Annotated in this window: 21 protein-coding genes; 7 read left to right on the top strand and 14 right to left on the bottom strand. The window is 61.4% G+C overall.

The window, feature by feature from the left end; translation table 11 throughout:
* Window positions 1–6: 6 nt before the first annotated feature.
* Window positions 7–1,536 (bottom strand): NCS1 family nucleobase:cation symporter-1, encoded by a 1,530-nt coding sequence (locus QU606_RS27630; RefSeq protein WP_024076901.1) that lies wholly within the window; start codon window positions 1,534–1,536, stop codon window positions 7–9.
* Window positions 1,537–2,019: 483 nt separating this feature from the next.
* Window positions 2,020–2,754, bottom strand: coding sequence for a phosphoadenylyl-sulfate reductase (locus QU606_RS27625; protein ID WP_024076900.1), 735 nt, complete (start codon window positions 2,752–2,754; stop codon window positions 2,020–2,022).
* Window positions 2,755–2,906: 152 nt separating this feature from the next.
* On the opposite strand from QU606_RS27625, the gene thrH reads away from it, so the two are divergent.
* Entirely contained in the window at window positions 2,907–3,524 is a 618-nt protein-coding gene (thrH, locus tag QU606_RS27620) for a bifunctional phosphoserine phosphatase/homoserine phosphotransferase ThrH (protein ID WP_024076899.1), read from the top strand.
* 50 nt (window positions 3,525–3,574) lie between these two features.
* On the opposite strand, the gene QU606_RS27615 is transcribed toward thrH, so the two are convergent.
* From QU606_RS27615 to QU606_RS27590, 6 genes are all read right to left on the bottom strand, one after another.
* Complete coding sequence (locus tag QU606_RS27615; protein ID WP_069077441.1) at window positions 3,575–3,931, bottom strand: type II toxin-antitoxin system HigA family antitoxin; 357 nt, start codon at window positions 3,929–3,931, stop codon at window positions 3,575–3,577.
* Window positions 3,931–4,233 (bottom strand): type II toxin-antitoxin system HigB family toxin, encoded by a 303-nt coding sequence (locus QU606_RS27610; protein ID WP_024076897.1) that lies wholly within the window; start codon window positions 4,231–4,233, stop codon window positions 3,931–3,933. The genes QU606_RS27615 and QU606_RS27610 overlap by 1 nt, the downstream gene beginning before the upstream one ends.
* Before the next feature lie 229 nt (window positions 4,234–4,462).
* Window positions 4,463–5,806 carry an aminodeoxychorismate synthase component I gene (gene pabB, locus QU606_RS27605; RefSeq protein WP_024076896.1) on the bottom strand — a complete coding sequence of 448 codons (1,344 nt, stop codon included), beginning with the start codon at window positions 5,804–5,806 and terminating at the stop codon, window positions 4,463–4,465.
* Between the two features lie 100 nt (window positions 5,807–5,906).
* Window positions 5,907–6,893: an alpha-L-glutamate ligase-like protein gene (locus QU606_RS27600; RefSeq protein WP_024076895.1), complete on the bottom strand. Its 987-nt coding sequence runs from the start codon at window positions 6,891–6,893 to the stop codon at window positions 5,907–5,909.
* Complete coding sequence (locus QU606_RS27595; RefSeq protein ID WP_024076894.1) at window positions 6,893–8,425, bottom strand: inactive transglutaminase family protein; 1,533 nt, start codon at window positions 8,423–8,425, stop codon at window positions 6,893–6,895. The genes QU606_RS27600 and QU606_RS27595 overlap by 1 nt, the downstream gene beginning before the upstream one ends.
* A 5-nt stretch (window positions 8,426–8,430) precedes the next feature.
* Window positions 8,431–8,976, bottom strand: a complete 546-nt coding sequence (locus QU606_RS27590) for an ATP-dependent zinc protease (RefSeq protein ID WP_102625418.1) — start codon at window positions 8,974–8,976, stop codon at window positions 8,431–8,433.
* A gap of 272 nt (window positions 8,977–9,248) precedes the next feature.
* Here QU606_RS27590 and QU606_RS27585 point away from each other — a divergent pair, with 272 nt between their 5' ends.
* From QU606_RS27585 to prpD, 6 genes are all read left to right on the top strand, one after another.
* The gene (locus QU606_RS27585; protein ID WP_024076892.1) at window positions 9,249–9,971 is read left to right on the top strand and encodes a GntR family transcriptional regulator; all 723 of its coding nucleotides are present in this window, start codon (window positions 9,249–9,251) and stop codon (window positions 9,969–9,971) included.
* Window positions 9,968–10,861, top strand: a complete 894-nt coding sequence (gene prpB / locus QU606_RS27580) for a methylisocitrate lyase (protein WP_024076891.1) — start codon at window positions 9,968–9,970, stop codon at window positions 10,859–10,861. The genes QU606_RS27585 and prpB overlap by 4 nt, the downstream gene beginning before the upstream one ends.
* A 52-nt stretch (window positions 10,862–10,913) precedes the next feature.
* Window positions 10,914–12,041 carry a 2-methylcitrate synthase gene (gene prpC, locus QU606_RS27575; RefSeq protein ID WP_024076890.1) on the top strand — a complete coding sequence of 376 codons (1,128 nt, stop codon included), beginning with the start codon at window positions 10,914–10,916 and terminating at the stop codon, window positions 12,039–12,041.
* 169 nt (window positions 12,042–12,210) lie between these two features.
* A complete protein-coding gene (gene acnD, locus QU606_RS27570; RefSeq protein ID WP_304997846.1) occupies window positions 12,211–14,805 on the top strand; it encodes a Fe/S-dependent 2-methylisocitrate dehydratase AcnD in 2,595 nt (864 codons plus the stop codon).
* An 11-nt stretch (window positions 14,806–14,816) separates the two neighbouring features.
* Entirely contained in the window at window positions 14,817–16,007 is a 1,191-nt protein-coding gene (prpF, locus tag QU606_RS27565; protein WP_193689663.1) for a 2-methylaconitate cis-trans isomerase PrpF, read from the top strand.
* 268 nt (window positions 16,008–16,275) lie between these two features.
* The gene (gene prpD, locus QU606_RS27560) at window positions 16,276–17,760 is read left to right on the top strand and encodes a 2-methylcitrate dehydratase (protein WP_024076887.1); all 1,485 of its coding nucleotides are present in this window, start codon (window positions 16,276–16,278) and stop codon (window positions 17,758–17,760) included.
* A gap of 165 nt (window positions 17,761–17,925) precedes the next feature.
* On the opposite strand, the gene QU606_RS27555 is transcribed toward prpD, so the two are convergent.
* From QU606_RS27555 to moeB, 6 genes are all read right to left on the bottom strand, one after another.
* A complete protein-coding gene (locus tag QU606_RS27555) occupies window positions 17,926–19,248 on the bottom strand; it encodes an AAA-associated domain-containing protein (protein ID WP_041161281.1) in 1,323 nt (440 codons plus the stop codon).
* Window positions 19,249–19,262: 14 nt separating this feature from the next.
* Window positions 19,263–21,008 (bottom strand): ABC transporter permease subunit, encoded by a 1,746-nt coding sequence (locus QU606_RS27550; protein ID WP_150056265.1) that lies wholly within the window; start codon window positions 21,006–21,008, stop codon window positions 19,263–19,265.
* 226 nt (window positions 21,009–21,234) lie between these two features.
* Window positions 21,235–21,963: an alanyl-tRNA editing protein gene (locus QU606_RS27545; RefSeq protein WP_069076762.1), complete on the bottom strand. Its 729-nt coding sequence runs from the start codon at window positions 21,961–21,963 to the stop codon at window positions 21,235–21,237.
* Between the two features lie 2 nt (window positions 21,964–21,965).
* A complete protein-coding gene (locus tag QU606_RS27540; protein WP_024076883.1) occupies window positions 21,966–22,958 on the bottom strand; it encodes a serine O-acetyltransferase in 993 nt (330 codons plus the stop codon).
* A gap of 37 nt (window positions 22,959–22,995) precedes the next feature.
* On the bottom strand, window positions 22,996–23,910 hold the full coding sequence (locus QU606_RS27535) for a PLP-dependent cysteine synthase family protein (RefSeq protein ID WP_304997845.1): 915 nt from the start codon (window positions 23,908–23,910) through the stop codon (window positions 22,996–22,998).
* A gap of 24 nt (window positions 23,911–23,934) precedes the next feature.
* Window positions 23,935–25,797 carry a molybdopterin-synthase adenylyltransferase MoeB gene (moeB, locus tag QU606_RS27530; protein WP_024076881.1) on the bottom strand — a complete coding sequence of 621 codons (1,863 nt, stop codon included), beginning with the start codon at window positions 25,795–25,797 and terminating at the stop codon, window positions 23,935–23,937.
* Window positions 25,798–25,815 lie beyond the last annotated feature (18 nt).

The following is a 25,815-nucleotide window of genomic DNA, read 5'->3' as shown; positions in this document are numbered from 1 at the left end:
CCTTGTTTAATGACTGACGTTATCGACTGCAATGCTTTCACCGCTGACATCGGCATAGAACGGCTGGCGCTTGGCGATCACCCGGTAGAGCAACCCTGCAATACCGGCGCCAAACAGCCAGGAAAACGGCGAGACGCTGGCAAAGCCCGGCAGCAGCGCCAGCAGGATGGCGATCACCGCCGCAGGAATGAACGCTGCCACCGCGCGCATATTCACGCCACGGCTGTAGTAATAAACGCCATTCGGGTCTTCGCTATACAGCTGCGGCACGTCCACCTGGCTTTTCCGAATCAGCCAGTAATCGACCATGATCACCCCGTACAACGGCCCCAGCAGCGCGCCCAGGCCGGAAAGGAAATACACGATCACCAACGGGCTGTTGTAGAGATTCCACGGCAGGATCAGTACCGCCACGGCGGCGCTGATCAAACCGGCGCGGCGGAAGTTCAGGTACTTGGGCGCCAGGTTGCTCAGCACAAAAGCCGGCGCGACGAAGTTGGCCATGATGTTCACCGCCACGGTGACGATCAGGAACGCCAGGCAGCCCAGCACCAGGAAGAAGGTATTGGGGATGGCTGCGATGATTTCGGTGGGGCTCTCGATCACCTGGCCGTTGAGCTGGAACTGCCCGCCGCAGAGCAGCACGGTAATCGCGGCGAACACCAGGATATTCACGGGCAGGCCCCAGAAGTTGCCGACCTGGATGGTCTTGCGGCACGGCGACGAGCGCGCGAAGTCGCAGAAGTTGAGGATCAACGTGCCGTAGATCGCCAGCCACAGCGCACCACCGGCAAAGATATTGCGCCACATCTCACCGCCGCTCAGCGGTTCGCGGATCGACCATGCAATGTGGCCGTCGGCCTGGAAGTACATCCACCCGGCCAGCGACGCGACGGTCAGCAAAATGACCGGCCCGGCGAAGCCTTCGTAGCGACGCACCGTTTCCATGCCGTAGGCCAGTATCACCAGTTGCACGAACCAGATGGTCACAAAGCACACCCAGCCCAGGCTCGACAAACCCAGGATCGAATTGTGGTCGTAGTCGCCGAACCCCGGATGAATCGCCGTCAGCAATACGCGGAAAACCACCGACGCCAGGTAGGTCTGGATACCAAACCAGGCAATCGCGATCACCGCCCGGATCAACGCCGGAATCTGCGCCCCGTGAATGCCGAAACTGATGCGGCTGATCACGGGAAACGGCACGCCGGTCTTTTGGCCCATATACCCCGACAAGTTCATGAAGAAGTACACCAGCGCCGCGCCTATCCCCAGGGATAACAAAATCTGCCAGCCACCCAGGCCCAACGCATATAAGCCGATGGCGAATGAATAGTTGGCAATGTTGTGCACGTCGTTGGTCCACAGCGCAAAGATGCTGTAGCGCCCCCAGCGTCGGCCTTCGACCTTGGTGGGTGCCAGGTCTTTGTTGTGCAGGCGCGGGCTGAGCACCAGCGGGCCGGGGCCGGCAGCCTCGGGGTTCAGGGCGGAGGAGGGCAGATCCAGTGCGATGTTGTTCGAGAGGCTTGTACGCATTCCGGCAGGCTCCAGCACATCTGCAGGGAAGCTGCAGACTGAAAAGTGTATGTAGGTTTTGTATTTATTGTATACAAAGCGTATTTACACTTAAGCCACATGCGTGCCAGTTTTGGATCTATGAAAGCCCTGGGTAATTTCGTTTTTATAGGTTGGTTAAATAACTGGCTGAATTTGAAGAAATATAAATTGACCGATTGAACAGCTATTTATTTTTGCGTTGTCAGCGTGCGATTCGCCAGACCAACCGAGGGGAGGGGGGAGGTGTTACGTTATGGTGCGCATGAAGAAAAATTGCACACATAAATGGCACCAATGGTTACATGTATGTGTACATTTCTAACACTCAACACAAACCAAATGTGGGAGGGGGCTTGCCCCCGATAGCGGTGTGTCAGTCACTGATGCAGTACCTGATACTCAGCCATCGGGGGCAAGTCGAATCGTCGCACCGCCCCTCCCACATTTTTTACAGCATCAACTTCAAGCCTTGCTGATGATATTCCCAGCGTGCAGCCCGCATTCCTTCTGCGTGGCTTCCTCCCACCACCAGCGGCCTTCACGCTCATGCTGGTTCGGCAGTACAGGGCGGGTGCACGGTTCACACCCGATGCTGATAAACCCGCGCTCATGCAGGCTGTTGTACGGCAGCTCCAGCATGCGGATGTACCCCCAGATCTCTTCACTGGTCATCTGCGCCAGCGGGTTGAACTTGTACAGGGTGCGTTCCGGGGTGGAGAAGGCGCTGTCGATTTCCAGCGCCGCCACCTGGCTGCGGGTGCCGGGGCTCTGGTCGCGGCGCTGGCCGGTGGCCCAGGCGCGCACGTCGGAGAGTTTGCGGCGTAGCGGTTCGATCTTGCGGACACCGCAGCATTCGCCATGGCCGTCCTTGTAGAAGCTGAACAGGCCTTTTTCTTTGACGAAGGGTTCCAGCTTGCTCTGGTCCGGCGAGATCAGTTCGATATCGATCTTGTAGAACTCGCGCACCTGCTCGATAAACCGGTAGGTCTCCGGGTGCAGGCGGCCGGTGTCGAGGCTGAACACCTTGACGTTCTTGTTCAGCTTCCAGGCCATGTCCACCAGCACCACATCCTCGGCACCGCTGAAGGAAATCCACAGGTCATCACCGAACTGGCTGAACGCCAGCTTGAGAATGTCCTGGGCAGACTTGTTGGCATAAGTCGCGGCGAGTTCAACGACATCGAAGGCTTGGTTCATCAGGACGGTTCCTACAGGTCAATGGCGCTGAGCGCTCTATAGGGGAGCGATGGTATCAAAATCCGTCCCGCGTTGCGGCGGCGGGCTTGAATCGCTAGAGTTCGGCAGTCCTTTTGCTCGCTCGACTTGAACAATATAACTAGGAGTGTCTTGTGGAAATTGCCTGTCTCGACCTGGAAGGGGTGCTGGTTCCGGAAATCTGGATCGCCTTCGCTGAAAAAACCGGTATTGAATCCCTGCGGGCGACCACCCGGGACATTCCCGACTACGACGTGCTGATGAAGCAACGCCTGCGCATCCTCGATGAACACGGGCTCAAGCTGGCCGATATCCAGGAAGTGATCGCCACGCTCAAGCCGCTGGAAGGCGCCATCGAGTTCGTCAACTGGCTGCGCGAGCGCTTCCAGGTAGTGATCCTGTCCGACACCTTCTACGAATTTTCCCAGCCGTTGATGCGCCAGTTGGGCTTTCCGACCTTGCTGTGCCACCGCCTGATCACCGACGACAGCGACCGTGTGATCAGCTACCAACTGCGCCAGAAAGACCCCAAGCGCCAGTCGGTACTGTCGTTCAAGAGCCTGTACTACCGCGTGATCGCGGCCGGCGATTCCTACAACGACACCAGCATGCTGGGTGAGGCCGACCGTGGGATTCTGTTCCATGCGCCGGAGAATGTGATCCGCGAATTCCCGCAATTCCCGGCGGTGCATACGTTTGAAGATTTGAAGAAAGAGTTCATCAAGGCTTCGAATCGGCTGTTGAGCCTTTAATTTTTTCGGCCGGGCTGATGGGACGGGTAAAGCCACTGCCTATGTTCCTGTCAGCCCTCTGCAAGCAATCGCTCATAAGGAATACTCAAGCCTTCATGCAGTCGCTTGATCATCGACAAGCTCAGCTTGCGCTTGTGATTCAGCACTTCGGATACACGTCCGCTCGTCCCGATGAAAGGCTCAAGATCCCGGGCGGTCATACCTAGCTGTTCCATGCGAAATTTAATCGCTTCCACCGGGTCTGACGGGGGGATGGGATAGTGCTGCGCCTCGTATTTTTCGATGAGTATTGCGAGGACTTCCAGCTCATCACCCTCTGGCGAGCCTGGTTGCGCTCCCCATATCTGCTCCACGCGCGCAAGCGCAGCGGTCAGGTCCTCTCGGGAATGTATCGGTTTGATGTTCATCATACGGTCTCCGCATTGATCTGATCGTATTGCGCATGAGTTCCTACGAACCGTATGAACCCAAGCTGTCGCTGGTAATCGATCGCCATGATCACTCGATATTTGTTGCCGCCCACGTTGAATACAACCCTGCCACCTTTGAGAATGCTCGCGGTCCTGAGCTCTGCCTTGAGTGCTTGTGGCGTCGGGTAAATTGCCTTTTCCATATGCCGATACAATTCAATAAGCGGCGCTTTTGCATCGATATAGGCGGGTTGGTTTTCCCAGAATATTCGTAAGGTCGATAGAGCGATTATCCGCATCGCTGCAACCTCCCAATTTGGGAGATGGTAGGTGCGATTGAGAGGAGATGCAATCTCGGAAATATTTCCTGAAGGGTAGGCAGTCGCTTCATGTGATCCTTCACAGACGGCGGGTGGACGGTTGACGCCGGACGCTATCCTCCGACGTTCAACTGCGTCTACTGCGGGTCTGATTCAGGTTTTTTCTACTGCCCGGCTCTGCGTCTGAGAGCCAGAAAGGAACTGCGCGCTACAGGCTTTCCAGTGTTTGTAACAACACCCGCACCTTGGTCAGCGACTCCTGATACTCCGCCTGCCACTGCGAATCCGCGACGATCCCGCCGCCGCCCCAGCAGCACACCTGACCATCCTTGACCAGCAAGCTGCGAATGGCGATGGAGCTGTCCATCTCGCCGCGCACATCCAGGTACACCAGCGAACCGCAATACAAGCCGCGCCGCGTCGGCTCCAGTTCGTCGATGATCTGCATCGCGCGGATCTTCGGTGCGCCGGTGATGGAGCCACCGGGGAAGCTGCCGGCGATCAGGTCCAAGGCATCTTTGTCGTCGGCCAATTCACCGATGACGCTGCTGACCAGATGGTGCACGTTGGGGTAGCTTTCCAGGCTGAACAGCTCCGGCACGCTCACCGAGCCGGTGCGGCAGGTGCGGCCGAGGTCGTTGCGCAGCAGGTCGACGATCATCAGGTTTTCGGCGCGGTCCTTGGGGCTGGCCAGCAGTTCGGCGGCATTCGCCGCGTCTGCTTCGGGGGTCAAGCCGCGAGGGCGCGTGCCTTTGATCGGGCGGGTTTCGACCTGGCGCTGGCTGATACGCACGAACCGCTCCGGCGACAGGCTCAGCACCGCGCCATCATCCGGCAGGCTCTGGAACCCGGAAAACGGCGTCGGGCAGGCTTCGCGCAGGGCGCAATAGGCCGCCCACGGATCGCCGAGGCACGGTGCGCGAAAGCGTTGGGCAAAGTTGACCTGGTAGCAGTCACCGGCCTGGATGTAATCCTGGATGCGTACGATCGCCTGGCGATATGCCTCGGCGGTCAGGTCAGGGGCCATGGGGCCCAGGAGCTTGAACGTGGCTGCTCCGTCGACAACGCCATGACTGAACACCGCGATCAAGCGTTGCCGCTCGCTGACTGCCAGCGCCGGGTGAAACACCAACTGGCTGGTCCGCGCCTGGTGATCACTGATCAGCGCCCAGGCATACAGGCCAAAACGCGCATCCGGCAGGTGCAAATCGTCTGCGGCCAGGTGCGGCATCTGTTCCAGGTGGCGGCCGAAGTCGTAGCTCAAGTAGCCGATCAGGCCGCCAGCAAACGGGAGTTCCAAGCCAGCGGGTATGCTCGCTTCACCCAGTTGGGTCAGGCTTTCCCGCAGGCGCTGCAGGAAGTCTGCGCCGCTTTCACCAGGCGATACCGTTAGTGTCACTTGCGGCCAGGCGCTGAGCAGGTCATAACGCCCGCGCTCGGCCACGGGCCTGCCGCTGTCCAGCAGGACTGCGCCTGGCGCATGGCGAATCGCCGCAAAATACTCGGCGGGGTTGGCCCGGTAGGGCAGCGGGTGTACGGAGCAGGTCGACATGCGGGGGTGGATCAGCTGTTGGCGTGGGGGAGGGGATTGTAGTCCCCCGTAGGATTTGCTCCTAGGGGGGATGTCGGGGATAGACAGATGTAAGGCCGCGTCAGCCTTCGACGGGCGGAATATGCCCGAACATTTCCTGTACGAACGCCACCCGCTCTTCCGGGGTTTCCGTCACACCGGCCGCTTTCAGCGCTTCCAGGCGCGCCTCCACGGCATGGGTGCGCAGGGTCAGGCCGCAGTCGTTGGCGATCTGGATATTCAGCCCCGGCCGTGCGTTCAGTTCGAGGATCAGCGGGCCTTTCTCCTGGTCCAGCACCATGTCCACGCCGATATAACCCAGCCCGCACAGCTCGTAGCAGCCGGCCGCGAGCTTCATGAAGCCGTCCCAGTTGGGCAGTTGCACACCGTCCACCGCGTTGGTGGTGTCGGGGTGCTTGGTGATGATGTTGTTCAGCCAGGTACCGCGCAGGGTCAGGCCGGTGGCGAGGTCGACACCCACGCCAATCGCGCCCTGGTGCAGGTTGGCCTTGCCGCCGGACTGACGCGTCGGCAAGCGCAACATGGCCATCACCGGGTAGCCCATCAAGACGATGATGCGGATATCCGGCACGCCTTCGTAGCTGATGCTCTTGAAAATCTGGTCGGGGACCACGCGGTACTCGATCAGCGCGCGGTCACGATGGCCACCCAAGGAGTACAGGCCGGTGAGGATGCTGGAAATCTGGTGCTCGATTTCCTCATGGCTGATGATCTTGCCGGACACTGTGCGGTAGCGCCCTTCAAAACGGTCGGCGACGACCAGGATGCCGTCGCCGCCGGCGCCCTGGGCCGGCTTGATCACGAAGTCGCTGCGCCCACCGATGATCGCGTCGAGCTTGTCGATTTCCTTCTCGGTGGAAATCACTCCGTACATTTCCGGCACATGGATGCCGGCCGCCATGGCCCGTTCCTTGGTGATGATCTTGTCATCCACGATCGGGTACAGGCTGCGCTTGTTGTACTTGAGCACGTAGTCGGCGTTACGCCGGTTGATGCCCATGATCCCTCGCGCTTCCAGGGCCTTCCAGGTCTTCCAGAAGCCGAACATTACGAATCAGCCTTGAGGAAGGCCTTGAACCGCACCAGTTCGGTCAGGCGGTAGCCGCGATAGCGACCCATGGCCAGCATGAAGCCCACCAGGATCAACAGGATCGCCGGGAAGGTGAATACGAAGTAAATCAGCTCCGGCACGCTCATGATGATGTGTGCCAGGGAGGCGGCGAACAGCGTGCCGATCGCGACTTTCATCGCATGGCTGGCGCCGCGTTCTTCCCAGGTGATCGACAGGCGTTCGATGGTCATGGTCAGGATCACCATCGGGAACAGCGCCACCGACAAGCCGCGCTCCAGGCCCAGTTTATGGCTGAACAGGCTGATGGCGGCGATCAGCACCACCACGAAGGTCAGCACCACCGACAACCTGGGCAGCATTTGCAGCTTCAAGTGTTCCAGGTACGACCTCAGGGACAAGCCCAATGCCGTGATAATCGTGAACAGCACAATCCCGAAGCCCAGCTGCGTCTCGCGGAACGCCAGCGCGATCAGCACCGGGGTGAACGTGCCCAGGGTCTGCAGGCCGATCAGGTTGCGCAGGATCAGGATCACCAGCACGCCGATCGGGATCATCACCATGATCATGAAGGTTTGCTGGGTTTGCAGCGGCAGGCCATACAGCGAGTATTCGAGGAAGTTGGCGTCGGTATTTTCGTCGGTCAGCTTGGCCAGGCGAATCGCGTTCATTTCGCTGTTGTTCAGGCTGAAGGTAACCACGGCTTTCTTGCCGCCATCGACGGTGATCAGGTTTTCATCGCCGGTCCACCACAGCAGGCGGTCGGCGGGCAGGCCCTGTTCGCCGGTCTCCGGGTTGAAGTACAGCCAGTCATTGCCATTGAAGCTGCGCAGCCACAGTTCCGGGGTTTGCGGCTGGTCGGCGACCAGGCGGATGGTGTGGACCTTTTCCACCGGGACGTGGGCGATGGACAGCAGCAGCTCGACGATCTTGGCCTTGTGCGGCGTCGACGGGTCGCCGCCCAGCAGCAGCTTGACGTTGTCGTCGTTGAGGTTGTTGGTGCGCTTGATCGCTTCGGTAATAAAGGTCTCGACGTCGGCCGAGTGCTGGCGGATCGGCGCCAGCAGGGCTTCGGCGGCGATTTTCTCCGGGCCTTCCACGGCAATGCTGTCGCGGAAGGTCGGGCCCTTGATCTTGACCTTCTCGCCGCTGTAGCGCTTGGTCAGCACCAGGCGGTAATACAGGGTCTGGTTGCCCTTGGCGCGGCGTGCCGACCAGGTGACCTTGCGGTTGCCATCGATGCGGTTGACGCTCACCCCGTAGTTGTTCGAGATGAAACTCTCATTGAGGCTGACGAAGTCGCGGCTCAGGGGCGGCACGAACATCTGGATCTTCACCGGGTCTTTCGGGTTGGCGACGAACTCGACCTTGGCGTCGATGTTCCACAAGTCGTCGGTGGCGTCCTCGGTAACAGGAATGCCCAGCACGAAGATCTGGTAGGCGGTGACCGAAATACCGAGCACCACCAAGAGGGTGATGAGGATTTTCAGGTGCAGGGTGAGAGAGCGCATTCGGTTTACTCGGCGGTATGAGCGTCGGCGGCGCAGGCGGGTTTGCCTGCTGCGTATTTAAGACTGGGGTCGACCAGCGCATCAAAGCGTTTCAAGGCTTCGGAGCCGATCAGCAGTGGGTATTGGAAGGCGCTGCGGTCAGTCAAGTTCACTTCGATGCTGCGTAAAGCGCTGCCCATGCAGATATCCAGGGCAATCACCGGACGGGCGGTGTAGTTCTTGTCCTCATCGGGATCGTAGTCACCGGCGCGACGCTTGATCTTGCTGACGCGGGCCAGGGGGCGTTCGATGGGGTGGGAATGGGCGGCGTCGATCGCCAGGTAGAAGCGTACCCAGGATTCACCGTTGCGCTTGAAACGCTTGATATCGCGGGCGCTGAGCGAGGCGGTCTTGGCGCCGGTGTCGAGCTTGGCCGCGACTTCCAGGTCGATACCGGCGAGCTTGGCGTATTCGTTGAGGCCATACACGGTCTTTTCGGCGGCAACGCTTAGCGCCGGCATAAGTCCCGGTACGAACAATAGGCATATCAGAAGGAAGGGCTTGAGTCTCATAGATCCTGAGGCGGTGCAGTGCGATGTTCAATTCAAGGCGACTGGCATTGCTGCGCAAGCTCCCTCGTGCGCCGTTTCATCCAGTGATGTCAGGCAAAAGCGGCGGGCATTCTAACATGATGCTTTTCTGACGCCAGCGCTGGCAGGCGGCCATGCCCCAAGCGCGTGCGGGGCTGGTTATTAGACGATTGTCGACAATGTGCATTTATTCTTTGACTATCTGGGGCTGATTGGCTAGTTTTTGCCACATTGCTTTTAAAGGTGTCGACAATATGCTCGAGCAAGCGGAGGCCCCGGTGGTGCCCTCGGACGAATCCCAGACGATGTCGGAAAACGTCTTCCGCCGTATCCAGGCCGCCATCGTCAAGGGCGAGATCGCCCCCGGCAGCAAGATCTCCGAGCCAGAGCTGGCGCGCACCTACGGCATCAGCCGCGGCCCGCTGCGTGAGGCGATCCACCGCCTGGAAGGCCAGCGCCTGCTGGTGCGCGTACCCCATGTGGGCGCGCGAGTGGTGTCGTTGAGCCACGCCGAGCTGATCGAACTCTATGAGATCCGCGAGTCCCTCGAAGGCATGGCCTGCCGCCTGGCTGCCGAGCGCATGACCGATGCGGAAATCGAAGAGCTGCGCCAGGTGCTGCACACCCATGAACGCGACGAAGCGTTCCAGGCCGGCCTGGGCTACTACCAGCAGGAAGGCGACTTCGATTTTCACTACCGGATCATTCAAGGTGCCGGTAACCGCACCCTGACCCAAATGCTCTGCGGCGAGCTGTACCAGTTGGTGCGCATGTACCGCATCCAGTTCTCCGCCACCCCCAATCGTCCACGCCAGGCTTTTGCCGAGCATCACCGCATTCTTGACGCGATTGCCGATCGCGACGGTGAACTGGCCGAACTGTTGATGCGCCGCCATATCGGTGCATCCAAACGCAATATCGCCCGTCATTTTCCCGACGGCGCTCCCCAGACAGCCACTCAGCGAGGTGAGTCATGAGTTCCAATAACAACACCACTCCAGGCCAGCGTTTCCGTGACGCGGTTGCCAGCGAACAGCCCTTGCAAGTGGTCGGCGCAATCAACGCCAACCATGCGCTGCTGGCCAAGCGCGCGGGCTTCAAGGCGATCTACCTGTCGGGTGGCGGGGTGGCTGCCGGCTCCCTGGGCGTACCGGACCTGGGCATTACCGGCCTGGACGACGTGCTGACCGACGTGCGCCGCATCACCGACGTGTGCGACCTGCCCTTGCTGGTGGACGTGGACACTGGCTTCGGCTCCTCGGCGTTCAACGTGGCGCGTACCGTCAAGTCGATGATCAAGTTCGGCGCTGCCGCCATCCACATCGAGGACCAGGTTGGCGCCAAGCGTTGCGGGCATCGTCCGAACAAAGAAATCGTGTCCCAGCAGGAAATGGTCGACCGCATCAAGGCCGCCGTGGATGCGCGCACCGATGACAGCTTCGTGATCATGGCGCGTACCGATGCCCTGGCGGTCGAGGGCCTGGAGTCGGCGCTGGAGCGTGCCGCCGCCTGCATCGAGGCGGGCGCCGACATGGTGTTCCCGGAAGCCATCACTGAACTGGAGATGTACAAGCTGTTCGCGTCCCGGGTGAAAGCGCCGATCCTGGCTAACATTACCGAGTTCGGCGCAACGCCGCTGTACACCGTCGAACAGTTGAAATCTGCCGATGTTTCCATCGTGCTGTACCCGCTCTCGGCCTTCCGCGCCATGAACAAGGCCGCCGAGAACGTCTACACCGCGATCCGCCGCGACGGCACCCAACAGAACGTGATCGACACCATGCAAACCCGCATGGAGCTTTACGATCGCATCGACTACCACACCTTCGAGCAGAAGCTCGACGCGCTGTTCGCCGCGAAGAAGTAACGAACGCGCCTCTCTATAAATACAAGATTAAATACAAGATTGGAGAACAGACATGGCTGAAGCAAAAGTACTGAGTGGCGCCGGCCTGCGTGGCCAGGTTGCCGGGCAGACGGCGTTGTCCACCGTGGGGCAGGCCGGTGCCGGCCTGACCTATCGCGGCTACGACGTGCGCGAACTGGCGGCCGATGCGCAGTTTGAAGAAGTGGCCTACCTGCTGCTCTACGGCGAACTGCCGACCAAGACCGAACTGGCCGCCTACAGCGCCAGGCTGAGCAAGCTGCGCGACCTGCCGCAAGCGCTCAAGGAAGTCCTGGAGCGCATCCCCGCCGACGCCCACCCGATGGACGTGATGCGCACCGGTTGCTCGTTCCTCGGCAATATCGAGCCCGAGCAAGACTTCAGCGTGCAACGCGACGTCACCGACCGCCTGCTCGCCGCCTTCCCGGCGATCATGTGCTACTGGTACCGCTTCAGCCACGACGGCAAGCGCATCGACTGCGTGACCGACGAGCCCAGCATCGGCGGCCACTTCCTGCACCTGCTGCATGGCAAAAAACCGAGCGAGCTGCACGTCAAGGTGATGAACGTGTCGCTGATCCTCTACGCCGAACACGAATTCAATGCCTCGACCTTTACCGCGCGGGTGTGTGCGTCGACCCTGTCCGACCTGTATTCCTGCGTCACCGCTGCGATTGGCTCGCTGCGCGGCCCGCTGCACGGCGGCGCCAACGAAGCGGCGATGGAAATGATCGAGCGTTTCGGCTCGGCAGAGGAAGCAGTCGAAGGCACCCTCGGCATGCTGGCGCGCAAGGACAAGATCATGGGCTTCGGCCACGCGATCTACAAAGACAGCGACCCGCGCAATGAAGTGATCAAGGGCTGGTCGAAAAAGCTCGCTGACGAAGTGGGCGACACGGTGTTGTTCCCAGTGTCCGAAGCCATCGACAAGACCATGTGGGAACAAAAGAAACTGTTCCCCAACGCCGACTTCTACCATGCCTCGGCGTACCACTTCATGGGCATCCCGACCAAGCTGTTCACGCCGATCTTCGTGTGCTCGCGCCTGACCGGCTGGGCCGCCCACGTGTTCGAACAGCGCGCCAACAACCGCATCATCCGTCCAAGCGCCGAGTACATCGGCGTTGAACAGCGCAAGTTCGTGCCAATCGAACGTCGCTGAATTGCAGGTGTAATCCTGCTCTCTGTAGGAGCGAGCTTGCTCGCGAAAAACGTCAAGGCATCGCGATCATTCAGTATGCCCGCATTATCGTTGACGACCTTCGCGAGCAAGCTCGCTCCTACAGGAGGCAGGTTCCCGCAGCAACCTATACCGTGACCGAGTCCTGACGATGAACACTGAATTCCGCAAACCGCTCCCCGGCAGCCGCCTGGATTATTTCGACGCCCGCGCGGCGGTCGATGCCATCCGCCCAGGCGCCTACGCCACCTTGCCCTACACCTCACGCGTGCTCGCGGAAAACCTGGTGCGCCGCTGCGACCCTGCCACCCTCAACGCGTCCCTGAGCCAGTTGATCGAACGCAAGCGCGACCTCGACTTCCCATGGTTCCCGGCACGCGTGGTATGCCACGACATCCTCGGCCAGACCGCCCTGGTCGACCTCGCTGGCCTGCGCGATGCCATCGCCCTGCAAGGCGGCGACCCGGCCCAGGTCAACCCGGTGGTGCCGACGCAACTGATCGTCGACCACTCCCTGGCCGTTGAAGCCGGTGGTTTCGACCCGGACGCGTTCGAGAAAAACCGCGCCATCGAAGACCGTCGCAACGAAGACCGTTTCCACTTTATCGAGTGGACCAAAAAAGCCTTCAAGAACGTCGACGTGATCCCGCCGGGCAACGGCATCATGCACCAGATCAACCTGGAGAAAATGTCCCCGGTGATCCAGGTGCGTGACGGTGTGGCCTTCCCGGATACCTGTGTCGGTACCGACAGTCACACCCCGCATGTGGATGCGCTGGGCGTGATCGCCATCGGCGTCGGCGGCCTCGAAGCCGAAAGCGTCATGCTTGGCCGCGCCTCGTGGATGCGCCTGCCGGAAAGCGTCGGCGTGGAGCTGACGGGCAAGCTGCAACCCGGCATCACCGCCACCGACATGGTGCTGGCGCTGACCGAGTTCCTGCGCCAACAGAAAGTGGTCGGTGCCTGGTTGGAGTTCTTCGGCGAAGGCGCATCGAAACTGACGTTGGGCGACCGCGCGACCATCTCCAACATGGCCCCGGAATACGGTGCGACAGCGGCGATGTTCTACATCGACCAGCAGACCATCGCCTACCTGAAACTCACCGGCCGCGAGGACGAACAGGTCACCCTGGTCGAGCAGTACGCGCGTCATACCGGCCTGTGGGCGGACGACCTCAAGAGCGCGAAATACGAGCGCGGCCTGACCTTCGACCTGTCCAGCGTCGTGCGCAACATGGCCGGCCCGAGCAACCCCCACGCCCGTGTCGCCACGCGTGACCTGGCCGCCAAGGGCATTTCCGGCCAGTGGGATGAAGTTCCGGGGCAAATGCCTGACGGCGCGGTGATCATCGCTGCCATTACCAGCTGCACCAACACCAGCAACCCGCGCAACGTGATCGCCGCCGGCCTCCTGGCACGCAACGCCAACAAGCTGGGGCTGAAACGCAAGCCGTGGGTCAAGTCGTCCCTGGCACCGGGTTCGAAAACCGTGGCCATGTACCTCGAAGAAGCGGGCCTGGGCCATGAGCTGGAAAAACTCGGTTTCGGCGTGGTGGCCTTTGCCTGCACCACCTGCAACGGCATGTCTGGCGCACTGGACCCGGTGATCCAGCAGGAAATCATCGACCGCGACCTGTACGCCACCGCCGTGCTCTCGGGCAACCGCAACTTCGACGGGCGTATCCACCCGTACGCCAAGCAAGCGTTCCTGGCTTCGCCGCCGCTGGTGGTGGCCTATGCGATTGCCGGCACCATCCGTTTCGATATCGAGAAGGACGTGCTGGGCCTCGATGCCAATGGCAAGGAAATCCGCCTGCAGGACATCTGGCCGACTGACGAAGAGATCGACGCAGTGGTCAAGGCCTCGGTCAAGCCGGAGCAGTTCCGCGCGGTGTACATCCCGATGTTCGCGATCCACGAAGACACCGGCCCGAAAGTCGCGCCGCTGTATGACTGGCGCCCGCAAAGCACCTATATCCGCCGTCCGCCGTACTGGGAAGGCGCACTGGCCGGGGCGCGGCCACTCAAGGGCATGCGCCCGCTGGCCGTGCTGCCGGACAACATCACCACGGACCACCTGTCGCCGTCCAACGCGATCATGCTCGACAGCGCCGCGGGCGAATACCTGGCGAAAATGGGCCTGCCGGAGGTCGACTTCAACTCCTACGCGACCCACCGTGGCGACCACCTGACCGCGCAGCGCGCCACGTTCGCCAACCCGAAACTGTTCAACGAGATGGTCGTCGAGAACGGCAAGGTCAAACAGGGTTCCCTGGCGCGCATTGAGCCGGAAGGCAAAATCACGCGCATGTGGGAAGCCATCGAAACCTACATGGAGCGCAAGCAGCCGCTGATCATCATTGCCGGCGCCGACTACGGCCAGGGCTCGTCCCGCGACTGGGCGGCCAAGGGCGTACGCCTGGCTGGCGTGGAAGCGATTGCCGCTGAAGGCTTCGAGCGCATCCACCGCACCAACCTGGTGGGCATGGGCGTGTTGCCGCTGGAGTTCCTGCCGGGCACCGACCGCCACACCCTGCACATCGACGGCAGCGAAACCTATGACGTGGTCGGCGAGCGCACCCCGCGCGCGCAGTTGACCCTGGTGATCAATCGCAAGAATGGCGAACGTGTCGAAGTGCCGGTGACCTGCCGCCTGGACACCGCCGAAGAAGTGTCGATCTACGAGGCGGGCGGCGTGTTGCAACGTTTTGCCCAAGACTTCCTGGAATCGGCGGCGACCGTCTGAAGAGGATAACCATGGCACACGTAGCGCAAATCAAGATCCCCGCCACCTATATGCGTGGCGGTACCAGCAAGGGCGTGTTTTTCAGGCTCCAGGACCTGCCCGAATCGGCGCAGGTGCCGGGTGCCGCCCGCGATGCCTTGCTGTTGCGGGTGATCGGCAGCCCCGACCCCTATGACAAGCAGATCGATGGCATGGGCGGTGCCACGTCGAGCACCAGCAAGACCGTGATTCTCGCCAAGAGCACCCGTGCCGATCACGACGTGGACTACCTGTTTGGCCAGGTCTCCATCGACAAGCCCTTTGTCGACTGGAGCGGCAACTGCGGCAACCTGTCGGCGGCGGTGGGCTCGTTCGCTATCAGCGCCGGGCTGGTCGACCCGGCGCGCATACCGCACAACGGCATTGCCGTGGTGCGGGTGTGGCAGGCCAATATCGGCAAGACCATCATTGCCCATGTGCCGATCACCGACGGCGCGGTGCAGGAGACCGGTGATTTCGAGCTCGATGGCGTGACCTTCCCGGCCGCCGAAGTGCAGCTGGAGTTCATGGACCCGGCGGCGGAAGAAGAGGGCGGCGGCGGTTCGATGTTTCCCACCGGCAACCTGGTCGACGAGCTGGAGGTGCCGGGTGTCGGCACCTTCAAGGCGACGCTGATCAACGCGGGCATCCCGACGATTTTCATCAACGCCGAAGACCTTGGCTACACCGGCACCGAGCTGCAGGGCGCGATCAACAGCGACCCCAAGGCCCTGGCGATGTTCGAGACCGTACGGGCCTATGGCGCGTTGCGCATGGGGCTGATCAAGCACCTCGACGAAGCGGCCCAGCGCCAGCACACGCCGAAGGTGGCGTTCGTGGCCAAGCCTGCCGACTACTTGGCGTCCAGTGGCAAGGCGATCAAGGCCGGCGATGTGGATTTGCTGGTGCGCGCCCTGTCCATGGGCAAGCTGCACCACGCGATGATGGGCACGGCGGCGGTGGCGATCGGCACGGCGGCGGCGATTTCGGGGACCTTGGTCAACCTCGCTGCGGGCGGTATTGAACGCAATGCCGTGCGCTTCGGGCATCCCTCCGGCACCTTGCGCGTGGGGGCTGAAGCCACCCAGGTGGACGGTGAGTGGGTGGTGAAGAAAGCCATCATGAGCCGCAGTGCGCGGGTGTTGATGGAAGGTTTCGTCCGCGTACCCGGCGACGCCTTCTAAAACCCTGCACAGATCCAATGTGGGAGGAGGCTTTTTGTAGGAGCGAGCTTGCTCGCGAAAAACTCACAGGCGCCGCGTTCATTCAGGAAGCGCGCGTTATCGTTGACGTTTTTCGCGAGCAAGCTCGCTCCTACAAGAGGCGATGTGAACTGGCATTAGGGTAAGCCCTTCCCACAGAGGATCTCTATTCCAAAAGGCAGGCATCCAAGATCTGCTTCCCATAACCGTTAGCCCGAGGATTGACCCCACCCATTTTTGGAGATCTGCCATGAGCACCAACGTCGACCAGAACAACCGCCCCGATTACGACCAGGTTTTGCAGGACATTGCCGACTACGTCCTCAACTACCGCATCGACTCCCCGGCCGCCCTGGATACCGCGCGCAATTGCCTGATGGACACCCTCGGCTGCGGTCTGCTGGCCTTGCGTTTCCCGGAGTGCACCAAGCACCTGGGGCCCATCGTCGAAGGCACGGTGGTGCCGTTCGGCGCGCGGGTACCGGGCACGTCGTTCCGCCTGGATCCGGTCAAGGCCGCCTGGGACATCGGTTGCCTCGTGCGCTGGCTCGACTACAACGACACCTGGCTCGCCGCCGAATGGGGGCACCCCTCGGATAACCTCGGCGGCATCCTCGCCGTGGCCGATCATCTTTCGCAAAAGCGCGTGGCCAATGGTGAGGCACCGCTGACCCTGCGCGCGGTGCTGGACGCAATGATCATGGCCCACGAAATCCAGGGCGTGATTGCCTTGGAAAACTCCTTCAACCGCGTCGGCCTCGACCATGTGCTGCTGGTGAAAGTCGCCTCCACGGCGGTCACCGCCAAGCTGATGGGGGCCAACCGTGAACAACTGCTGGCAGCTCTGTCCCACGCCTTCGTCGACGGCCAGGCCTTGCGCACTTACCGCCATGCGCCCAACGCCGGTTCGCGTAAATCCTGGGCGGCGGGAGATGCGTCGAGTCGTGGTGTACGCCTGGCGGACATCGCCATGCGCGGTGAGATGGGCATTCCCGGGGTGCTGAGCGCGCCGCAGTGGGGGTTCTACGACGTGTTGTTCAGCCACACCAACAAGGACTTGGCGCTCAAGCCCGAAGACAAGCGCGTCTTCAGCCTGTCGCAGCCCTACGGCACTTATGTGATGGAAAACGTGCTGTTCAAGATCAGCTTCCCTGCCGAGTTCCATGCGCAAACCGCCTGCGAAGCGGCGGTGACCTTGCACCCGCAGGTCAAGGATCGCCTGCATCAGATCGAGCGCATCGTGATCACCACCCATGAGTCGGCGATTCGCATCATCTCCAAGGTCGGCCCACTGGCCAACGCCGCCGACCGCGACCATTGCCTGCAATACATGACTGCGGTGCCCCTGGCGTTCGGCAACCTGGTGGCCGAGCAGTACGAAGATGAGTTCCACGCAGCCCACCCGATCATCGACGAACTGCGCGACAAAATGGTCATCGTCGAAGACCCGCGCTACAGCCGCGAATACCTGGAGGCCGACAAGCGCTCCATTGCCAATGCGGTGCAGGTGTTCTTCACGGATGGCACCCACACCGAGCAGGTGGCGGTGGAGTACCCGATTGGCCATCGCCGTCGCCGCGCAGACGGCATTCCATTGCTGGAAGACAAGTTCAAGGCCAACCTGGCCACGCGGTTTACCGCGCAGCGCAGCGCGGAGATTTTTGCATTGTGCAAAGACCAGGCGCTGCTTGAAGCGACGCCGGTCAATCGGTTCGTGGACCTGTTCGTGATCTAAAAAACACAGGAGATCCCGGTCACACAGGAGATCAAATGTGGGAGGGGGCTTGCCCCCGATGGCGGTATGTCAGCCAATACATCGGGTACTGACATACCGCCATCGGGGGCAAGTCGAATCGTCGCACCGCCCCTCCCACATTTGGAATTGTGCTGGAGTTGAAAGTTACATACTGCCTTCGACATCATCCAGGCTGAACGTCTCGGTATGGTCGTCATAGGAGAAAATCTCCGCATACCGCCCCCAGGCCACCACGCTTTCCAGGGTTTTCTCCACGAACGCTTCCGTCATCGAGTCTTCCAACTCCTGTTCGAAGCGCACCCGTGGCGCCCGATGCCCGCTGCGCTCCAGCAGCACCTGGTGAATGCGCGCGGCCAACGGCACGTGTTGAATCAAATGCTCGGCGAACAGGGTTTTGCGTTCCTGGGTGCCGTAGTTGGCGAACAGCTTGCCAGCATCGGTAAGCGTGATGTCGGCGCCCTTGAGTTCGGCGAAACCCAAATGTTCAAGCATCTCCGCCACCGGGAACAGGTCGTCCACTTCCAGCAAGCGCCGTTCGGCGACGGTCGGCAAACCGGCATGACCGTTGTAGGGTTCGGCGGCCAGGGTTTCGATCAGGCCGGCCATCAGGTTGGTGGACACTTCCGGCAGCAGGCTACCCATTTTCAGCTCGGGTATGCCCCGGCTCGCATCGGCGCTGCGCCTGTCGGTCATCAGGGCGTAGATGTCGTCGACCATTTGGCGGAAGGTGGGGTCCAGCCGATTGCGCGGGTGCGCGAACGGCACTTTGATCTCGGCGACCACGCGGCCGGGGTTGGACGACAGCACCAGGATGCGGTCGCACATCAGCACCGCCTCTTCGATGTTGTGCGTCACGATCAGGATTGACTTGATCGGCAGTTGTTTGCCGCTCCACAAATCCAGCAGGTCGTTGCGCAGGGTTTCGGCGGTGAGCACATCCAGCGCCGAGAACGGTTCGTCCATCAGCAACAAGGTCGGGTTGACCACCAGGCCACGGGCGAAGCCCACGCGCTGGCGCATACCGCCGGACAACTCGCGTGGGTAGGCGTTTTCAAAACCGTCCAGGCCGATCAGGTCAATCGCCGCCAGCGCGCGCCTGCGGCTTTCCTTGCGTTCGACTTGCAAGGCTTGCAGGCCGGCCTCCACGTTTTCCAGCACGGTCAGCCAGGGGAACAGCGCAAACGTCTGGAACACCATGGCCACGCCTTCGGCCGGGCCGGTCAGCGGTACGCCGTGGTAGCGCACTTCACCCGATGACGGCTGGATCAGCCCGGCGATGATGCGCAGCAACGTGGATTTGCCGGAGCCGGAGCGGCCGAGCATGCCGACGATTTCGCCTTCGTGCAGGCTCAGGTCCACACCGCTGAGGACTTGCAGTTCATCCTTACCTTTGCCGAACACCCGGTTCACGTTTTTCAGCGAGTAGATTTCCGGGGTGTCGGCAGCATGTTCGGGGCGGGTAGTCATCACAGCGAATCCCATCAGTTCAAGCGGAGTTTGTTTTCAGCCATGGCGTACATCGGTCGCCAGACCGCGCGGTTGAAAGCCACCACAAAGATCGACATCACCACCACGCCCAGGGCGATCTTCGGGAAGTCGCCGGCCGCGGTGGTCTGTGCGATATAGGCGCCCAGGCCATGGGCGACCACGTTGTCCTGGCCCCAGGATACGTACTCGGAAACGATGCTGGCGTTCCATGCCCCGCCCGAGGCGGTAATGGCGCCGGTGACGTAGTACGGGAAGATGCCCGGCAACATTACCTTGCGCCACCACAGCCAGCCGCGAATGCGGAAGTTGGCGGCGGCTTCCTTATAGTCATTGGGAAAGGCACTGGCGCCGGCGATCACGTTGAACAGGATGTACCACTGGGTGCCGAGCACGATCAGTGGGCTCAGCCAGATGTCCGGGTTGAGGTGGAAGTGCAGGATCACAATGACAAAGACCGGAAACAGCAGGTTGGCCGGGAACGCCGCGAGGAACTGCGCCAGTGGCTGGATTTTTTCCGCCAGCTTTGGTCGTAGGCCGATCATCACCCCCAGCGGTACCCAGATGAGCGAGGCGATCAGGATCAGCCCCACGACACGCAGCAGGGTAATCAGCCCCAGTACCACCACATGCCCGACTTCGGCGAGGGTCACCTCGGTGCCGACATAGCGCACGATGTGGTACAGCGCGTAGGCCGTCAGCAGGGCGATCAGTGAGCCCCATACCCAGTCGATCACCTTGGACCTCGTGGCACTGGCCGCGGGCATGGCCTTGAGCGTGCCGCGCGGCAAGGCGAAGCGTTTGTTGCCCAGGCGGCTGATCGTACGGGTTATCGGGCGCAGGATACGTTGGACCACGCGTGTGCGCTGGATCAGGTTCAACACCCAGGATTGCGGGGCGACGCCTTGTGAGGCGGTGGTTTCCATCCGGAACTTGTCGGCCCAGGCCACCAGCGGGCGAAACAGGAACTGGTCGTAGATCAGGATTACCGCGATCATCGCCAGGATCACATAGCCTACGGCGTGCAGGTCTTTCTGGGCGATGGCCAGGGCCAGGTACGACCCCACGCCTGGCAGGGTAATGGTCTTGTCGCCGACCGTGATGGCCTCGGAGGCAACCACGAAGAACCAGCCGCCTGACATGCTCATCATCATGTTCCAGACCATCCCCGGCATGGCGAAAGGCACGTCGAGTTTCCAGAACTTCTGCCAGCCGGACAGCCGCAGGTTGGTTGACACTTCGACCAGGTCGTGAGGAAGCATGCGCAGGGACTGATAGAAACTGAACGTCATGTTCCAGGCCTGGCTGGTGAAGATCGCAAAGATCGCGGCGAACTCCGCGCCGAGCACGCGCCCGGGAAACAGCAGCAGGAAGAACGTCACCGTAAACGAGATATAGCCGAGCACCGGCACCGATTGCAGGATGTCCAGCACCGGCACCAGCAGCTTTTCGGCACGTCGGCTTTTGGCCGCGAGGGTGCCGTACAGCAGGGTGAACACCAGCGCCGCCGCCATTGCCGCGAGCATGCGCAGCGTGGTGCGCATGGCGTATTCCGGCAGGTTGGCCGGGTCGAGGGAAATGACTTCGCTTTGTAGGGTGGCGATGGGGGCCCAGGTTTCCCGGGCGGTGATGGAAAAAAACAGTAAAAAGCCGATGACCAACGGCAGGGCGACCAGGTCCCAGCGATTGGGGAGCAGACGTAGCGTGGACGCCGGGATGTAGTGACGGAACACTTTGTTCATAGGCAGTCAGTCCTGCAGCGTTCAGGTTCAGAGTGGGCGTAATGGGAGTGAGCGTAGCCGCTGCACGAATGACCTACCGAACAGCACGGGTGCTGTTCATGAGTCAGGGGCATCAAGAAGATGCTGGAGGAATTGTACGTTTCTGAATGTTACAAGCGCGTCAATTTTGCTGTCAGTTTCCTGTACGAACTGAGACTGGGGCGCGAGCACCCCAGCCGCTCAGCTGTTATTCAAACCGCAGGATCACGCGGCGGTTGTGTTTGCTCTTCTTCTCGATCTTTTCGCAGAACACCCGGCCGATTTCCTCGGTGTTGGCCACATGGGTGCCGCCGCACGGTTGGATATCGATCCCGCCAATTTCAATCACGCGTACCGAGCCCTGGATCACCGGCGGCGCGACCGCCTGGGTGCGGGTGATCTGCAGCAGGGTGGCGTACTCCGTGGCGGGCATCGAGAGGGTCTTGACCTCATGGGCCTGGGCGATCAGCGCGTTGAGGTCGCGGGTGATGCTGTCCTTGTCCAGCGTCATCTCCGGCAGGTCGAAATCCAGGCGGCCCTTGTCGGCACTGATGCTGCACCCGGTCACAGGGGCATCGATGAGCGAGCACAGCAGGTGCAGGCAGGTGTGCATCTTCATGTGCTGGTAGCGCCGTTCCCAATCGAGGTTGGCCTCCACCTGCACCCCGGCAACCAATGGCTCGGGGCAGTGTTCCACCTGGTGCCAGATGATCGAGCGCGCTTCGGCGTCGCGCACGGTACCGGTGATGTCGACGCGCGTGCCATCCGCCAGGGTGAAGTGGCCAGTGTCACCCGGTTGCCCGCCGCCGGTTGGGTAGAACAGCGTGTGCTCCAGGGCGATGCCGTGCTCGCTGACGGCAATCACCCGGGCGTTGAATGCGTTCTGGTAGGGCGCGCTGTCAAACAGCGCCAGGGTTTCCATGGTGTGCACGGACATGTTCATCCTCCGACGATCAGTGGGCTGGCTTGCAGCAAGTGGCGCACCATTGCGCTCAAGCCAGGGGGGGAGAGCAAAGTGATTTCGAATTCCGGGCCGCAGACTTTGAGGTTCAATGGCAGGCGCGGCAGGTGGTCGGCCGTTTCGACGCGATGCAGGCGAAATTGCAGGTGATGGCGTTCCTTCACCGTGGGTTCGAGCATCAGCCCTTGCAGGGGGTGGAAGTCGGCGTCGAGTACGGTGACCTTGTGGCTGGTACTGATCTCACCGACCACGTGCAGGCGCTCATCGAGGGCGAAGGCACCGAGGTAGTTGCTGTGGTCCGATTCATCGTTTTTTTGCAACTGGATCTGGTTCACCACTTTGACCTTGGTACCGGCGGGCACGTCCTGGGTAATCACGCACGAGGGGCTGATAAACACGTTGTCGCCGATCGTCACATAACCCAGTACGCGGGCGCCGGAGCCGACTTCGACGTTGTTGCCCAGGCGCGGGTGGCGCTTGCCGTCCGGGTTGTTGGCGATGCCGCGGGCGCCCAAGGTCACGCCGCAGAGGATGTAGCAGTCGTTGCCGATTTCGCAGGTTTCGCCGATCACCGTGCCGTAGCCGTGGTCCAGCACAAAACGCCGGCCGATGCGCGCAGCCGGGTGAATCTCCGCGCCGGAAAGGATCTTGCCCTGGTTGCTGAGCTTGAGGGCAATGCGCGAAAACACGCCGTTGGTCCGGTCGGGGAAATTCCATACCAGGTGGGCAAGCCGATAAAACAGCACGGCCTTGAACGAGGCATAGGACTCCAGGATCAGTTCGCCCCGTCCGCGCGACGCCGGGTCGCGGTAGGCATAGGCGATCAGGTCCTCGGCTACCGCCTGTGCGGCGTTCTGGATCAGCGGCGCCAGGTGCGGTTCCAGCTGCTTCATCTGCGTGGGCGTGAGGGTTTTGATGAGGTGGGTGAGTAACTCATCGTGCAGCTGTTGCATGTCGATAAAGCCGCTCATGGAGGCACCCCCGCATTCTGGATGGTTGGAAAACCGGTTATTCGAAACTGGGCAGGTAGCTGTCGGCATTGTCGTAGACCATGGTCAACACCACCGTTTCGGGCGGTAGTTCGGCGGCGAGTTGGGCGATGGCCACCATATTGGCGGCTGAGGACAGGCCCAGGCTGATGGCGTCGGTGCGCATGATGCGTTTCATCATGTCGATGCATGCCTGGCGCGAGACCTTGAGCATGCCGTCGATCACGTCCAGGTTGAGGATGCTCGGGATCAACCCGATCGACAGGCCCTGGATATGGTGCGGCGCGTGCTGGTTTTTCAGCAGGTCGCATTCCTCCGGCTCCACGCCCATCACGCGCAGGGCCGGCCAGGCGGCCTTGAGGGTTTCACCGATGCCGGTGATATGGCCGCCGGTACCGATGCCGCTGACAAAATAATCGACACGCCGGTCAGCGAAGGCACGCAGGATTTCCGGGGCGGTGGTGTCGCGGTGGGTCTGCGGGTTGGCGCCGTTGCGTTGCTGGTTGAGCATCACGTAGCTGGGGTTTTCCAGCTGCAGTTCCATGCACTTTTCACCGTGGGAATTGTTGCCCAGGCGACTGTCCGACAGCACCACCTTGGCGCCGTAGAGGCGTAGCAGTTTCTGTTTTTCGGGGCTGTAGTTATCCGGGATCACCAGCACTACTTTGTAGCCCAGCACGTTGCCCGCCATCACCAGGCCGATGCCGGTGTTGCCACCGCTGGGTTCGATGATGGTTTGCCCGGAGTCGCGGATCAGCACGCCCCGGCGTTCGGCGTCGAGGATCATGCCCAGGGCGATGCGCGCCTTGTGGCTGCCACCGGGGTTGAGCGATTCCAGCTTGGCGTAGACCTCGATGCCGAGGTCTTCGGAAAACTGCGCCAGGCGCACGATCGGCGTATGGCCGATGGCGTCGAGTATGGAGTTATGCAACATCAGCTCATCATCCCAAATCGACGGTCAGTACAAAGGCATGTCGGGTTCGACGTCGCGAACCCAGTGCTTCATGCCGCCTTGCAGGACTTTGGTGTTGGCAAAACCGGCCGCCAGCAGTGTGCTGGCCGCTTGTTCGGCGCGGGTGCCGGCGTAGCAGATCAGGTAATGGGTGTTGTTCCGGCTGAGGCGCCCGAGTTGGCCATCCAGCTCGGCCAGGGGGATATGCACCACCCCCGGTAATTTGCACACCTCGAGTTCGCTGGCATCGCGCACATCCAGCAGCACGTCGGCGCTGCTGTGGTGTTCGAGTACCTGCTTGAGTACGCGCGGCTTGATGTAGCGCTCTTCGGCCAGGGACGGTTGGCTGGGCACGGCATCTGCGCACACGGTCGGTGCCTGGGTTTCGCTGTGGCGCAGGTCGGAGCAGCACGGGCAGTCGGCGCGGCGCTTGAAACGGATTTCGCTGAATTTCATCGCCAGCGCGTCGAAGCGCATCAAGCGGCCAGACAAGGGCTCGCCCAGGCCGATCAAGAGCTTGATGGCCTCGGTGGCCTGGATCATCCCAACCACGCCCGGCAGTACGCCGATAACCCCGCCGGCGCTGCAGTTGGGCGCCAGTTCCGCCGGCGGAGCCTTGGGGAACAGGCAGCGGTAGCACGGGCCTCCTTTATAGTTGAGCACGCTGATCTGCCCGTCGAAACGGTAGATCGCCCCGTATACCAAGGGTTTGCCCAGTTGCACGCAGGCATCGTTGACCAGGTAGCGGGTGTCGAAGTTGTCGGTGCCATCAATGACCAGGTCGTAGGCACCCACCAGTTCCAGGGCGTTATCGGCATTCAGCGCGGTGTCGTGGGCGTTGATCTGGATATGGCGGTTGAGGTCCTGCAAGCGCTGCTTGGCAGATTCGACCTTGGGCATGCCGAGGGTGCTGTTGCCATGCACGATCTGGCGTTGCAGGTTGCTGCTTTCCACCACATCGAAATCCACCAGGCCCAGGGTGCCGACGCCGGCCGCCGCCAGGTACAGGCTGATGGGCGAGCCCAGGCCACCGGTGCCGATGATCAGCACCTTGGCTTTCTTCAGGTTCAACTGGCCTTCGCGCCCAACGCCGGGCAGGGTGATATGGCGCACGTAGCGCTGTACTTCCTCATTACTCAGGGTGTCGACATCCATGCCGCCGGACGTGGCGAGCAGGACTTCGATCCTGGCCTTTTCCGGCAGCCGGTCATCGGCGTCGATCAGCGCTTCCTCGGCGGTGAACAGGAAGTGCTCCTTGAGCTGGTTGTTCTTTTCGTGAAACAGGTGCGTGCGCAGCTGGGGGTGGCTGTCGCAGAGGCTTTCAATGACTTCGCGCAATGTCGATCCGGCGCCCTCGAGGGTCGATTCCGGCAGCTTGGCCACGCGAACCAGAATGTCGGGGAAAGAGACAGCGTTCATGGACAACTCCGTGTGCAGGTCGTTGAAGGGTTGAAGGGCGAAATGCTTGCCATCCCAGGCAAACAGCTTTGATCCCAGGGCCTGGCCTCGGCGAACATCCACCACCAGGTAGCTGACGGGGTAGATCGGCTCGCCCAGGAACAGCGCCTTGTCCTGGTCTTCGTCACTGAAGTAGGCGCCGACGTCCGGGTGGGAGTGGTAGATCACCACCACCGGGTTGTCGCTGCGAAACGCCTTGTTCATCAGCAGGGTGTCGGCTACCGAGAACGTGTAGCCGTTGGCCGCGCTGCGCGGATACATCTCGGGGTTCTTGCGGTGCAGCTCATTCTGGATATTGCTGCCCAGGTACACGCTGCCATCGGCGAAGACGAACCCACAGCATTCCTCGGGGTAGCTGCGGCTGGCGTGGGCGTAGATCTGTTCGAGGGCTTCTGGGCGAAGGACGGCCATGTTTCTCTCGCGTTTCTG

Origin of the sequence: Pseudomonas sp. OVF7 (genome assembly GCF_030644265.1) — a bacterium.
GTDB classification, from domain to species: domain Bacteria; phylum Pseudomonadota; class Gammaproteobacteria; order Pseudomonadales; family Pseudomonadaceae; genus Aquipseudomonas; species Aquipseudomonas gorinensis.
Note: the sequence above shows the minus strand (reverse complement) of the source record. Positions and strands in the feature narration are given on the sequence as shown.

Coding starts and splice junctions, on each gene's coding strand:
- QU606_RS27630 (WP_024076901.1), bottom strand. CDS start 1,536: ATGCGTACAAGCCTCTCGAACAACATCGCACTGGATCTGCCCTCCTCC.
- QU606_RS27625 (WP_024076900.1), bottom strand. CDS start 2,754: ATGAACCAAGCCTTCGATGTCGTTGAACTCGCCGCGACTTATGCCAAC.
- QU606_RS27615 (WP_069077441.1), bottom strand. CDS start 3,931: ATGAACATCAAACCGATACATTCCCGAGAGGACCTGACCGCTGCGCTT.
- QU606_RS27610 (WP_024076897.1), bottom strand. CDS start 4,233: ATGCGGATAATCGCTCTATCGACCTTACGAATATTCTGGGAAAACCAA.
- pabB (WP_024076896.1), bottom strand. CDS start 5,806: ATGTCGACCTGCTCCGTACACCCGCTGCCCTACCGGGCCAACCCCGCC.
- QU606_RS27600 (WP_024076895.1), bottom strand. CDS start 6,893: ATGTTCGGCTTCTGGAAGACCTGGAAGGCCCTGGAAGCGCGAGGGATC.
- QU606_RS27595 (WP_024076894.1), bottom strand. CDS start 8,425: ATGCGCTCTCTCACCCTGCACCTGAAAATCCTCATCACCCTCTTGGTG.
- QU606_RS27590 (WP_102625418.1), bottom strand. CDS start 8,976: ATGAGACTCAAGCCCTTCCTTCTGATATGCCTATTGTTCGTACCGGGA.
- QU606_RS27585 (WP_024076892.1), top strand. CDS start 9,249: ATGCTCGAGCAAGCGGAGGCCCCGGTGGTGCCCTCGGACGAATCCCAG.
- prpB (WP_024076891.1), top strand. CDS start 9,968: ATGAGTTCCAATAACAACACCACTCCAGGCCAGCGTTTCCGTGACGCG.
- prpC (WP_024076890.1), top strand. CDS start 10,914: ATGGCTGAAGCAAAAGTACTGAGTGGCGCCGGCCTGCGTGGCCAGGTT.
- acnD (WP_304997846.1), top strand. CDS start 12,211: ATGAACACTGAATTCCGCAAACCGCTCCCCGGCAGCCGCCTGGATTAT.
- prpF (WP_193689663.1), top strand. CDS start 14,817: ATGGCACACGTAGCGCAAATCAAGATCCCCGCCACCTATATGCGTGGC.
- prpD (WP_024076887.1), top strand. CDS start 16,276: ATGAGCACCAACGTCGACCAGAACAACCGCCCCGATTACGACCAGGTT.
- QU606_RS27555 (WP_041161281.1), bottom strand. CDS start 19,248: ATGACTACCCGCCCCGAACATGCTGCCGACACCCCGGAAATCTACTCG.
- QU606_RS27550 (WP_150056265.1), bottom strand. CDS start 21,008: ATGAACAAAGTGTTCCGTCACTACATCCCGGCGTCCACGCTACGTCTG.
- QU606_RS27545 (WP_069076762.1), bottom strand. CDS start 21,963: ATGTCCGTGCACACCATGGAAACCCTGGCGCTGTTTGACAGCGCGCCC.
- QU606_RS27540 (WP_024076883.1), bottom strand. CDS start 22,958: ATGAGCGGCTTTATCGACATGCAACAGCTGCACGATGAGTTACTCACC.
- QU606_RS27535 (WP_304997845.1), bottom strand. CDS start 23,910: ATGTTGCATAACTCCATACTCGACGCCATCGGCCATACGCCGATCGTG.
- moeB (WP_024076881.1), bottom strand. CDS start 25,797: ATGGCCGTCCTTCGCCCAGAAGCCCTCGAACAGATCTACGCCCACGCC.